The organism is Bacteroides faecis MAJ27, from assembly GCF_900106755.1.
Taxonomy (GTDB): domain Bacteria; phylum Bacteroidota; class Bacteroidia; order Bacteroidales; family Bacteroidaceae; genus Bacteroides; species Bacteroides faecis.
In genome coordinates, this window is sequence record NZ_FNNN01000003.1 from 184,714 (window position 1) to 196,749 (window position 12,036).

The 12,036-nt window shown below is 42.8% G+C and carries 11 protein-coding genes; 10 read left to right on the forward strand and 1 reads right to left on the reverse strand.

All coding sequences use genetic code 11. The annotated features are described in order from the left end of the window. Positions 1 to 15 precede the first annotated feature (15 nt). Complete coding sequence (locus tag BLW31_RS04090; protein WP_010537818.1) at positions 16 to 1,005, reverse strand: DUF4373 domain-containing protein; 990 nt, start codon at positions 1,003 to 1,005, stop codon at positions 16 to 18. 151 nt (positions 1,006 to 1,156) lie between these two features. Between BLW31_RS04090 and BLW31_RS04095 the strand changes: the two genes are divergently transcribed. The 10 genes from BLW31_RS04095 (at position 1,157) to BLW31_RS04140 (ending at position 12,003) form a co-directional block, all read left to right on the forward strand. Further along, positions 1,157 to 1,462, forward strand: coding sequence for a helix-turn-helix domain-containing protein (locus tag BLW31_RS04095; RefSeq protein ID WP_224207176.1), 306 nt, complete (start codon positions 1,157 to 1,159; stop codon positions 1,460 to 1,462). Between the two features lie 136 nt (positions 1,463 to 1,598). Then, on the forward strand, positions 1,599 to 2,735 hold the full coding sequence (locus BLW31_RS04100) for a glycosyltransferase family protein (RefSeq protein ID WP_010537816.1): 1,137 nt from the start codon (positions 1,599 to 1,601) through the stop codon (positions 2,733 to 2,735). A gap of 46 nt (positions 2,736 to 2,781) precedes the next feature. Next, the gene (locus tag BLW31_RS04105; protein WP_010537815.1) at positions 2,782 to 3,726 is read left to right on the forward strand and encodes a glycosyltransferase family 2 protein; all 945 of its coding nucleotides are present in this window, start codon (positions 2,782 to 2,784) and stop codon (positions 3,724 to 3,726) included. 23 nt (positions 3,727 to 3,749) lie between these two features. Beyond that, complete coding sequence (locus BLW31_RS04110; RefSeq protein WP_010537814.1) at positions 3,750 to 5,225, forward strand: lipopolysaccharide biosynthesis protein; 1,476 nt, start codon at positions 3,750 to 3,752, stop codon at positions 5,223 to 5,225. After that, positions 5,222 to 6,352: a glycosyltransferase family protein gene (locus BLW31_RS04115; protein ID WP_008765892.1), complete on the forward strand. Its 1,131-nt coding sequence runs from the start codon at positions 5,222 to 5,224 to the stop codon at positions 6,350 to 6,352. Before BLW31_RS04110 ends, BLW31_RS04115 begins: the two co-directional genes overlap by 4 nt. Positions 6,353 to 6,364: 12 nt before the next feature. After that, positions 6,365 to 7,276, forward strand: coding sequence for an SP_1767 family glycosyltransferase (locus BLW31_RS04120; RefSeq protein WP_010537813.1), 912 nt, complete (start codon positions 6,365 to 6,367; stop codon positions 7,274 to 7,276). 3 nt (positions 7,277 to 7,279) lie between these two features. Next, complete coding sequence (locus tag BLW31_RS04125; protein ID WP_010537812.1) at positions 7,280 to 8,437, forward strand: glycosyltransferase family 4 protein; 1,158 nt, start codon at positions 7,280 to 7,282, stop codon at positions 8,435 to 8,437. A 12-nt stretch (positions 8,438 to 8,449) separates the two neighbouring features. Continuing rightward, the gene (locus BLW31_RS04130; protein WP_010537811.1) at positions 8,450 to 9,613 is read left to right on the forward strand and encodes a glycosyltransferase family 4 protein; all 1,164 of its coding nucleotides are present in this window, start codon (positions 8,450 to 8,452) and stop codon (positions 9,611 to 9,613) included. Between the two features lie 11 nt (positions 9,614 to 9,624). Beyond that, on the forward strand, positions 9,625 to 10,476 hold the full coding sequence (locus BLW31_RS04135) for a glycosyltransferase family 2 protein (protein ID WP_010537810.1): 852 nt from the start codon (positions 9,625 to 9,627) through the stop codon (positions 10,474 to 10,476). A 24-nt stretch (positions 10,477 to 10,500) separates the two neighbouring features. Continuing rightward, positions 10,501 to 12,003, forward strand: a complete 1,503-nt coding sequence (locus BLW31_RS04140; protein ID WP_029425525.1) for a polysaccharide deacetylase family protein — start codon at positions 10,501 to 10,503, stop codon at positions 12,001 to 12,003. Positions 12,004 to 12,036 lie beyond the last annotated feature (33 nt).

Sequence of the window (12,036 nt, forward strand, 5' to 3'; positions counted from 1 at the left end):
CGGAGAAATCCGGAGCTAATTTCCCCACTTCCAATGCACTTCATCCCACACGGCAGACCTGTCCGGTCTTGGAGGCGCATCCTTCGGAATCGGATGCCCAAGATACGTCCGTTGCCCGCCAATGAGTTGTTCAAAGCGATACAGTTCTTCCTCAGCTGCTTGCCGGCAACTGCCGAGCAGCCTTTTCTTCAGCTCCTGAGCCGGACGCCCGCCCGGAGAGAGGTAATTGCCGAAATACAGTTTCACATCCCTCAAAAACAGCAAGCCATCTTCCCTGCCAAAGCGTCGGATATGCTCTTTAAAGGCAGCGATCACCTCCTCCTGCCGTTCCACGAAAAGTTTGCCCATACAGGAGTGCATAGCCATCGACTCCATGTAACTTTCCGATTCGGCCATCTGATCCACCAGCATCTCCCACGGAAGAACCGGCTGCAGGGGCAACTGTCCCCTATCCTCCGGTGGAGTAACAATCTGAAGTCCGTCAGAAGCGGCGGCGGCAGAGTGCTCTTTCTCTGTCTTTTCTTCGTTACTACTGTTGTTGTCTTTGACAACAGTAGTAACTCTTCTCTCCTCTTCTCTACTCTTCTGGTTTTGATTCGGTTTTCCGCCTTTATCCATCGGTGTTTCCGGTGTGCTTTCCATGCGTTTCGGACGACCTCCTTTTTTGCCGTTTGCCACATTAATCATCCGTCTTTCTTCGAGCTTTGCCATCACCCTGTCCAGATAAGGCGAACGGAACATCTGCCGTTCTTCATCAAGCACAAAAAGGTCGAACTCACGGAGAACCCTTTGCAACACATCGGCATCCAAGTCATACATCCGCGCAAAAGCCCCCATACAAAGCGGACAACAGGATGCTTCATAATTGTCCGCTTTACGCAAATGCGTAAGAAGCATCATATAGATTCCGAGCGATTGCGCAGCGTCAAGTTCCATCATCATCCTGACAATATTGTCATTACTCAAAAAATTTACCTCTAAATTAAAATACTGATCTTTCTTCATATCTTATAATTAATTGACTGTGATTCAGGATGTCCCGAATTCGTTCTGCAAAGGTCTGAATACTTTTTTGAAAAACTACTTGCAGAACTGCAAACGATGTTTGACATTTTTCTATGAACTTTGCGGCATAATTAGTAAAAAGAAAGAAATTATGAAAGGATACGAAAGAGCGACCAAGGAAGAAATTAACGACCGGCTGCGTATTGAAGAGAACTGTCATGCACAAATAGAACGAATCATCCATTTGCGCCATCTATGTAATCTGAACCTTGAAGAGGCGGCAGATGTAACCAATCTCAGTATTTCCACCCTGAGCCGGTACGAAAACGAAGTGACCAAATGCAGCGTACAAAGTTTCATAACGATATGCTACCACTATCAGAAGTACCTCTATAAGCAGCATATCCCCTTCGACAGGAGTCTGTTTCTCATAGATATGAATACGTTTGATAACTAATAGAGAAACAGAGAGATAAAACGGACACACAAAGAATGAAGGCACAACACCGAAAAAAAGCAAAAAAGATGAAAAGTATCATATCTTTTATTACCTTTGTATATGGCAAAAGCCCACCAAAAACAAAGAATCAAGCATGAACGACAATGAAATAGGCAATCCACCGGTAAAAGCATTAATCGTTTTCAGAGAGAATGGAGATACGGACAATCTTTTTGTCCCCATTTTATGCGATGCTATCAGGACGACGGGGATTGACGTACGATGTTCCACAAATGAGTTCTGGAACTCGGATACACCTTACGACATCATCCACTTCCAATGGCCCGAAGAGGTGACGGAAGGGAGTTGTGACGATCCGGACAGGATTTGCCGCCTGGAAGAGCGTATCGCTTTTTTCCGGTCCCGTGGGGCCCGGTTCGTGTATACGCGCCACAATGTCCGTCCGCATGATGCGGACGAGGTGACCGGCCGTGCTTATGACATCATCGAAGAACAAAGCGATGTGGTGGTGCACATGGGACGTTACAGTCGCGACGAATTTGCAGCCAAACATGCGGACAGCCGGAATGTCATCATTCCTCATCCTATTTATCAATACACGTACAAGGAGGACATCAGTATGGAACGTGCGCGCCAGTATCTTAATCTGCCGCAGGAGGCGTTTATCGTCACGTCGTTCGGAAAGTTCCGGAATCGTGAAGAGAGGCGGATGGTGACCGGAGCGTTCCGAAAATGGGATGAAGCAAAGAAGTTCCTGCTTGCTCCGCGACTGTACCCGTTTTCGAGATTCAACAGGTATGGCAGCAACTTCTTCAAACGCTGGACATCCCGGACAGGATATTACCTGCTTATACCCTTGCTCAACCGCCTGCGCAGAATGCACACCGGAACCAGAATGCACGCCGGAGCCAGCGACGAACCTATAGACAACTGCGACCTGCCTTACTACATGGCCGCTTCGGATGTAATATTCATTCAACGAAAAGATATTCTGAACTCTGCCAGTATACCTCTCGCCTTCCTTTTTCACAAAGTGGTCATAGGTCCCAATATCGGGAATATAGGAGAAATCCTCCAGGATACGGGCAACCCCGTCTTCCACCCCGACAACAAATTTGATATCATACGAGCACTGGAAGCGGCCCGCCAACTGTCCGCCCGAAGGAAGGGGGAAGACAACTATGCATATGCCATTGAAAACATGAACAGCGGAAAAATAGGAAAAGAATATGCGGAGCTTTACAGAAACCTGCCCAATCTCTCTCTTTAAACGATCTCAAAAACAAACAACAATAGAGTAGCCATACACAGTATTTATGGAAAATAAAGAAATAAAAGTCAGTGTCGTCATACCTGTCTATAACACCGAAAAATATGTTCGGGAGGCAGTAGAAAGCATTATGAATCAGACACTGCGGGAATTGGAGATCATCATCATCAATGACGGCTCCACGGATAACAGTCTGCAAGTTGCAGAAGAACTGGCTGCGGCAGACAGTCGGATACAGGTGTATTCGCAAACCAACCGGGGATTGTCAATGGCACGCAATGCCGGCATCACGCATGCCCACGGAAGATACATCTATTTCATGGATAGTGATGATCTGTTGGAAAAAGATGCAATGGAGTTGTGCTACAGCAAATGCGAAGAAAAAGAACTGGATTTCGTTTTCTTTGATGCCCAGAGCTTTTTTGAAGAGGATATTCGCAATGCTCCCGCACTAAATTACCAACGTACCGATAAGTTAGAAGACAAGGTTTATACAGGTCCCGAAGCTATCAACATACAATTGCAGCACAAAACGTACACCCCATCCGCCTGTCTGAACGTTATCCGCACAGCTTTTCTGGAAGAACGGCAGCTCCTCTTTTATCCGGACATTGTACACGAAGATCAGCTATTCACGACCTTACTTTATCTGCAAGCCCGAAGAACAAGCTGTATCCAACGATCGTTCTTTCACCGGCGCATACGTAAAAATTCAATTATGACATGCGATTTTTCACTCCAAAATTTAAAAGGATATCTCACTGTTGCTCAAGAGATAGTCAGATTCAAGCAACAAACCTCTGAATACGAAATCAGGAATACTATTGATTTATATCTGTCGCAAATGCTGAATGCTGTCATTTGGCAAGCCCATGTGCTCCCTTACCCGTACCGGCTTCGGCTGGCGTGGCGGTGTCTGTTTAGATACAAAAAACTCATATCTATAAGAAGCATCGGAGTCTTGTTATTCAAATCCATCATTCACAAGTAGACCAGAAAAGGATCATTCAGGCAATGGCAAACAATATTAAACATCAGTTATTTTCCGGAGTATTCTACACGGCACTAGCCAAATACAGTGGAATCATTATATCACTCGTCGTGGCAGGGATTCTTGCGCGGTTACTCTCTCCGGATGACTTCGGAGTAGTGGCAATCGCTACGGTCATTATTGCATTTTTCAATCTCTTTACGGATATGGGAATATCGCCTGCTATCGTACAACATAAATCATTGACTAAAGAAGAACTCTCGGACATCTTCTCATTCACCGTATGGACAGGCATCGGAATCAGCATACTCTTTTTTGCCGCTTCCTGGCTGATCGCCGGTTACTACGGAAGCGGGATCTTACGGACGTTGTGCCAGCTCCTGTCCGTCAACCTGTTCTTCGCCTCTGCCAACATCGTGCCGGGAGCCTTGTTCTACCGCAACAAAGAGTTCAAGTTCATTGCTGTCCGAAGCTTTATCATCCAGATAGCCGGAGGCGCCGGAGCAATAACTGCCGCGCTTTGCGGAGCCGGTTTATATGCGCTGATCATCAATCCTATACTTTCCAGCATACTGATATTCGTTATTTCCTATCAACGCTATCCGCAACGGCTGCGTTTCACGTTAGGACTGAAAGTACTCCGAAAGATATTCTCCTATTCGGCCTATCAATTCTTGTTTAACGTGATTAACTACTTCAGCCGCAATCTGGATAAACTGCTGATCGGTAAATATATGAGCCTGTCAGCGCTAGGATACTATGAAAAGTCCTACCGCTTGATGATGCTCCCTCTGCAGAATATTACGCAAGTCATCACACCGGTAATGCACCCCATCTTCAGCGATTTCCAGAATGACAAGGAAAAGCTGGCAACATCCTACGAACGCATTGTCCGTTTTCTGTCATTCATCGGTCTGCCGCTCAGCGTACTGCTTTTCTTTACGGCGGAAGAAGTGACACTGATTATTTTCGGTGATCAATGGCTGCCTTCGGTTCCCGTATTCCGGATACTGGCACTTTCGGTCGGCATTCAGATCATACTCTCTTCTTCAGGTTCCATTTTCCAGGCAGCAGGTGATACACGAAGCTTATTCATCTGCGGACTCTTTTCGTCCGTACTCAATGTGACCGGAATGCTGGCAGGGATATTCTATTTCGGCACACTGACAGCTGTAGCAACATGTATCGTGATAACTTTTACTATCAATTTCGTACAATGCTATTGGATGATGTACCGAGTAACTTTTCAAAGAAACGCATGGATATTTATCAGACAACTTCTTTCTCCACTCCTTGTCAGCCTACTAATAACGGCATTCCTCACGCCTATATATTATATGATGGAAAATATGAATATTTTCGCAACACTTATTGCAAAAAGTTTCGTAAGTTTTATTATCTTTGGGACATATATGCAAGTAACACACACCTATGATATCACAGGCAAAGTGAAGACTCTTGTAAGAAATAGAAAGTTGGTACAAAAGAACAAACAATGAAAGGATTATTCCTCATATTCCATGGTTTCGAAGCATTCAACGGAATCAGTAAAAAGATACGTTATCAAGTAAAAGCCCTCAAAGAATGCGGACTAGAAATGCATACGTGTTGGCTAGACGATACGGACAACCATAAACGCCGTATGGTAGATGAATCGATAATCGCCGACTATGGTTTCGGGATCAAAGGAAAAATCCTAAAAAGAATCGAATTTGACAGTATCGTACATTATGTACAGAAAGAAAACATAGACTTTATCTATGTACGCTATGTCCATAATGCCAGCCCTTTCAGCATACGGCTGATGAAACTACTAAAAAAGACCGGAGCACGTATAGTGATGGAAATCCCGACATATCCATACGACCAAGAATATAAGGGACTCCCATTCGTATACCAACGAATCCTATTTATAGACAAATGTTTCCGACAGCATCTGGCACGCTATGTTGACAAGATCGTCACTTTTTCGGACTATGACATTATTTGGAATCGCCCCACCATCCGCATCTCAAATGGAATTGATTTCAGCGAAATCCCTTTAAGAGGTCCAAAGAATGATACCGCACATTCTCTACAACTGATTGCCGTAGCGACAATGCACCCATGGCATGGTTTCGACAGAGTTATAGCCGGCATGGCAAATTACTATCGTACACATACGGACACTCATGATTATAAAGTATATCTCAATATCGTAGGCTTCGGGGTTCCCGAACTGGTGGACAGCTATAAAAAAGATGTAGCCAAACATCAGTTAGAGAAATATATCATCTTTCATAGTGCCTTATACGGCAAAGAACTGGATGCCGTGTTCGAGCAGTCGGACATGGGAATAGGCAGTCTGGCTCGCCATCGTAGCGGTATTGACAAAATCAAGACCTTAAAGAACCGTGAATATGCAGCAAGAGGCATTCCTTTTGTTTATTCAGAAACGGATGATGACTTTGAGCATCAGCCATACATACTTAAGGCAGCACCGGACGATTCGCCCCTTGACATCGAAAAAGTAATCCGCTTTTATCAATCATTGAAAACAACGCCGCTCCAAATACGGATGTCTATAGAGCAATCACTTTCATGGAAAGCCCAGATGCAAATTGTTATTAATGAAACCTTTGAATGAAACTATATCACTATGAATATACAGCCACTGATCAATGCTGTCCGCTATAAATTGCGTTATGGCATTACTGTAGAATGGTACAATTTCTGGTACATGGCTCTCAGATGCCATCAGAAAACAACTCCGCAGGTAGCTTCCATTGATGAGACCATCCGGATAATCGTAGAAGACCAATGTTCCGTGAGCCGTTTCGGCGATGGTGAGATGCTGCTTACCAACCCGGACAAGGAAATAGGATTCCAAAAAGGAAATGTACTCTTGGCTCAGCGTCTCAAGGAAGTATTGACAAGCCATGAAGAAGGACATTTGGTTTGTATCTCCGATACTTTCGAAAACATCTATCGCTATAACCGCAAAGCACGCCGATTCTGGAGAACTCACTTCTTTCTGTATGGCAGCTGGTGGGACCGCTTGCTGTTGCCCGACAGGCTATACTACAATACATTCATCACCCGTCCCTACATGGACTTCGCTTCCAAAGAAGACTGCCCACGGTGGTTTCACCAGATGAAAGCTATCTGGAAAGACAGGGATGTCGTATTCATTGAAGGCGAAAAAAGCCGTTTGGGGGTAGGCAACGACCTCTTTGACAATGTAAAAAGCATCAGACGTATTCTTTGTCCGCCCCGTGACGCATTTGACCGCTACGAAGAAATACTGAATGAAGCGCAAAAACTCGAGAAAACCGCTCTCTTCCTGATTGCTTTAGGACCTACGGCTACTGTACTGGCTTACGATTTATTCAAGTCCGGTTATCAGGCAATTGACGCAGGGCACGTGGACGTAGAATATGAATGGTGGCGAATGGGAGCCAAACGGAAAGTAAAGCTGGAACGAAAATATGTAAACGAAGCCGCCAACGGAAAACAAGTGTCCGACGCCGGAGAATTTTATCGGAAACAAATCATTGCTAAAATCTATTAAATCATGAAGATAGCCTATTACCTGCCCTCACTACAGGCACCTGGCGGAATAGAACGGATAGTTACATTCAAAGCCAATTATTTTGCAGAACATTTTGAAGGATACGACATCACCATCATTACATCCGAACAAATGGGTAAAGCACCACACTTTCCATTATCCCCCAAAGTAAAGCATATCGACTTAGGAGTATCTTTCGACCTGCCCTACTCTCAATCCACAGTAAGTAAAATGCTGAAGTATCCGTTCCGCTACTATCGGTTTAAACAACGACTATCGAATCTATTGAACGAACTGAAACCGGACATTACTATCTCAACCATGCGCCGGGAACTGAACTTTATCACTAAATTGAAAGACGGTAGCCTGAAAATCGGAGAGTTTCACGTCAGCCGCTACGCCTATGGCGCAGAAGCACTGAAACGTAAAAGCGCGATTGTCAACATGATAAAGAAAAGATGGGCAAACAGATTTGTCAAAAACCTGTCTAAACTGTCCAGAGTGATTATACTTACAAGTGAAGGGGCTAAAGACTGGCCGGAACTGACTAATATCAGCATCATCCCTAATCCTATTTCTACTCCTGTAGAAGGAAAACAAACAGATATTCTGTCACATAATGCTATTGCTGTAGGGCGATATGCGCCCCAAAAAGGATTTGATATGCTAATCCCCGCCTGGAGCATTGTCGCCCAAAGACATCCGGACTGGAAACTACATATTTATGGAGAAGGCGACCTGAAAGAGAAGTTCACCAAACTAATAGATGAACTACAACTAAATAATAATTGTCTGCTTCATCACACTGTATCGAATATAGCCGAAAAATACTGTATGAGTTCGATATTTGTCTTATCAAGCCGATACGAAGGGCTACCTCTGGTATTGGGCGAAGCAATGGCTTATGGAATTGCTCCGGTTGCCTTTGCCTGTCCATGCGGTCCGCGGGACATGATAACGAATGGAAAAAACGGGCTCTTGGTAGAAAACGGAAACATTGAACAATTGGCCAAGCAAATTTGCTATCTGATTGAGAACGAGAATATCCGCATAGAAATGGGTAGGCAGGCAAAAATCAGGGCCAAAGATTTTACTATGGAAGTAATCTCGCGACAATGGAAAAGTTTATTTGAAGAATTGATGGAATATGCACCTCAATAAAAGAAGAAAAGAATGACTATCATCTATTTATATCGCTCACTAGCGGCTTTTGGTGGCGTAGAAAGAATCTTCATCGACAAGGCGAATTATCTGGCAGAACATTACGGATACCACGTATACATTATTACTTGGGAGCAAGGGGGACATTCCATCGTTTACCCTTTATCACCCAAAGTGACCCATATAGATTGGGGCATACTATTCTATCGCCAGTATCAATATGGGCTTTTCAAACGCATGTTCATGCAGTGGAAAATGGAAAAAGAGTTTTTTAAAAAACTCAGTAATTTCGTACATACAACTCAAGCCGACATAGTCATCGGAGCTAGTTGCGAATTCACAACTATGGCTGGTATGGATTTACTTCAAAGAAAAACGCATACCATACTGGAAACGCATAGCATGAGGACAAGTATTGAAAAAAATAATCCACCTGCCGGAAATCTATTGATGAGATGGGCATTCAAAAGAAGAGACAAGCAACTTCACCAGTATATCAAACATATGTCCGCTTTTGTAACACTGACTCACAACGATGCGAAAGACTGGTCCGACATAACACCGCAGGCAAGAATCATCCCCAATATGCTGCACCGGTATCCTGCAGAAATCAGTCCAGACAAGAAAACTCAAAAACGGATTATTACCGCAGGAAGACTGGTAGAGCAGAAAGGATATGACTTATTACTGGATACCTGGAGTAAAGTACATCAGAAACACCCTGAGTGGATTCTTGATATATATGGAGAGGGTGAAGACAAAAACATGTTATTGGAGAAACGGAAAAATCTGGCACTGGAAAATTCCGTGTTATTTCATCCTCCCACTCCCGATATCTATCAAAAATACATGGATAGCGACTTTTATGTCATGAGTTCCCGATACGAAGGTTTTGGACTCGTTCTGGCAGAAGCAATGTCATGTGGTATACCCTGTGTCTCATTTGACTGTCCGCATGGTCCTTCGGATATCATAAAAGACCATGAAGACGGTCTACTAGTGGAGAAAGAAAATATCAAGGAACTTGCAGACAAAATCTGCTATCTGATTGAGAATGAAAATGTACGCATCAAGATGGGACACAAAGCCAGGGAAAACGTAAAACGCTTTCTGCCGGAAAATGTGATGCCACAATGGAAAAACTTATTCGAATCATTAACTTATTCTTCTAAATAACAGAACAATATATGGTAAAGTGGTATAAAACTTATCTGGAAGTATACGGGAAATCTTTTGATGAGATTTCTGACGATAGTATCCGCAAAGTCAAAAGACAACTCAAAGAACGTCAAAACGATTCTCCACTGGTATCGGTTGTACTCATTGCACACAATGAGGAACGTCATCTGATAAGTTGTATCTGGTCACTCTCCGAGAATCATTGCCATTTCCCCATTGAAATAATAGCCGTTAACAACAATTCAACGGATAAAACGGAAGAAGTATTAAAATCATTGGGAGTTACCTATTATAACGAAACGAAGAAAGGTCCGGGATACGCCCGCCAATGCGGATTGGACCATGCAAAAGGAAAATATCATATTTGTATTGATGCAGATACTTTATATCCGCCGCATTACATTGAAACGCATGTAAAATATCTAATGAATCCGAAGGTTGCATGTACATTCAGTTTATGGAGTTTTATGGTTGACGAAAGACATTCCCGATTCGGACTATGGTGCTACGAAGGCCTGCGCGATATATACCTCCGCTTACAAGCCATCCAGCGTCCTGAACTCTGTGTGCGGGGTATGGCTTTCAGTTTTAATACGGAAACAGGACGTCGGTTCGGATTTCGTACAGATATTATCCGCGGAGAAGACGGTTCGTTAGCATTAGCTATGAAACCGTATGGAAAAATCGTATTTATTACAAGTCGCAAAGCACGAGTGCTTACAAGTAATGGAACCCTAAATTCTGAAGGATCACTGATTGATAATATATGGATACGGGTAATCAAAGCACTGAAAGAAATCACCGGACTCTTTATCAAAAAAACGGCATACAAAGATAAAGACTCTAATCTCATCAAATAAGGTCTCATCAAAATCATTATGGATATGGCAAAATATATAGTAAATATCATCTTAGTAACAGCTTGTCTTTTCACCTATACTTCCTGTATAAGAAAAATGAATCTATACGATGAGAATAGAAATACAGGACAAGACAATAACGAAAAAGATACAGATTCTACTCCCGTCTATATGTATCCTTTCGACAAAGAAACAGCAAACGTTACAGCAGAAATCATTATCCACACAAAAAAAGAAATACAGACCAAAGATATTAATGTCGAAATCCCTCATTTAAAATACAATAAGACATGGATGTTGATGCTAACACAAGACGACTGCATGCAGGCTGCTTTTTGCCGTACGTGGGCTGCAATAAACGGTAAACCGATCTCAAGTTCAATACCTTATCCTACTCCAACTCCCACTGATCAGAATATGAAACACCAATTATATTTTGACATCAAACATTTGCAAAAAGGGGATCTTCCCCCTACTATTATTTCCGCCAACCAATCTTTGGGATGTACAGACGGAGCAGGAAATGAAGTTCGGTTTGCTATTACTACCACTCTTGCCCCTGAAGAAAAATGGATGGATGCTGAAACAAACGTACTGCCGGGGTTTACTGCAAACTATTATCGTTTTTATATGAAATCCGGACTTATATGGGATAACATACGAGAGATGTTGAACTATGGAACAGGCATTGCCCTCCATGATGTAATGACAAAGGATGCTAATGATCCAATACAAATATTGGAACATTTTGATATTGCCCAAAACATTATTGTAGAGAAACTCACAGGAAGGGGATGCAAATTTCTTGCTGAACCCAATGGAAATAAGACATACGTAACTGCTGCTCTTCAATGTCCGGAAATTCAAACGATGACCGCACAAGCAGGAGCAATTACCCTATATCCGTATCAGGTGTCTGAAACTTTACAAAAATCTCTGATAGAACGGGAGTTTAACGATTCACCAGCATATTTTAAACAACAGATTACTGACCTGCTAAAATTACCCAAAGAAGAACGTAAAGCAATCTGCATAGGTGTTCATGGTACGGACAACAATTGGATCGACTTTTTATTATGGTTAAATAGTAATTATGGTAAAGATGGGGATGATTCGTTATGGTTTCCAAGCCAGGAAGAATATTATGAATATAACTATTATCGTTTAAACAGCCATATTAGTATAGCACAAATAGACGCAAGTTCTTTCAAATTAACAATAAATTTACCGGGAGAAAAGTTCTTCTACTATCCTTCTACCACTATCAATTTGTCGGGAATTAGCATGTATGACATTGTTTCCATCGAAGGAAATGATGCATTGACCGGACTATCTTATGCTGACTACAAAGACGGTATCATGCTCAATATCGACTGTCGGAAATACCTGTTTGAACACGCCGAGAACTTCGTAAAACGATACGAGGCCAATCCTTCCGATGCTTCCAACAAAGCAGACGCCCTCTACTTTGTAAACATGCTGAAAGAATCGGCTAAAAAAGAGGCACTGAAAAAACGACTTCAATAAGTAAATCAACAAACATCTATTAAACGAGAATAC

Bases quoted from the DNA above. Each gene is read 5' to 3' on its own strand.
- BLW31_RS04135 (WP_010537810.1), top strand. From the start codon at position 9,625: ATGGTAAAGTGGTATAAAACTTATCTGGAAGTATACGGGAAATCTTTT.
- BLW31_RS04140 (WP_029425525.1), top strand. From the start codon at position 10,501: ATGGCAAAATATATAGTAAATATCATCTTAGTAACAGCTTGTCTTTTC.
- BLW31_RS04115 (WP_008765892.1), top strand. From the start codon at position 5,222: ATGAAAGGATTATTCCTCATATTCCATGGTTTCGAAGCATTCAACGGA.
- BLW31_RS04110 (WP_010537814.1), top strand. From the start codon at position 3,750: ATGGCAAACAATATTAAACATCAGTTATTTTCCGGAGTATTCTACACG.
- BLW31_RS04120 (WP_010537813.1), top strand. From the start codon at position 6,365: ATGAATATACAGCCACTGATCAATGCTGTCCGCTATAAATTGCGTTAT.
- BLW31_RS04095 (WP_224207176.1), top strand. From the start codon at position 1,157: ATGAAAGGATACGAAAGAGCGACCAAGGAAGAAATTAACGACCGGCTG.
- BLW31_RS04105 (WP_010537815.1), top strand. From the start codon at position 2,782: ATGGAAAATAAAGAAATAAAAGTCAGTGTCGTCATACCTGTCTATAAC.
- BLW31_RS04125 (WP_010537812.1), top strand. From the start codon at position 7,280: ATGAAGATAGCCTATTACCTGCCCTCACTACAGGCACCTGGCGGAATA.
- BLW31_RS04090 (WP_010537818.1), bottom strand. From the start codon at position 1,005: ATGAAGAAAGATCAGTATTTTAATTTAGAGGTAAATTTTTTGAGTAAT.
- BLW31_RS04100 (WP_010537816.1), top strand. From the start codon at position 1,599: ATGAACGACAATGAAATAGGCAATCCACCGGTAAAAGCATTAATCGTT.
- BLW31_RS04130 (WP_010537811.1), top strand. From the start codon at position 8,450: ATGACTATCATCTATTTATATCGCTCACTAGCGGCTTTTGGTGGCGTA.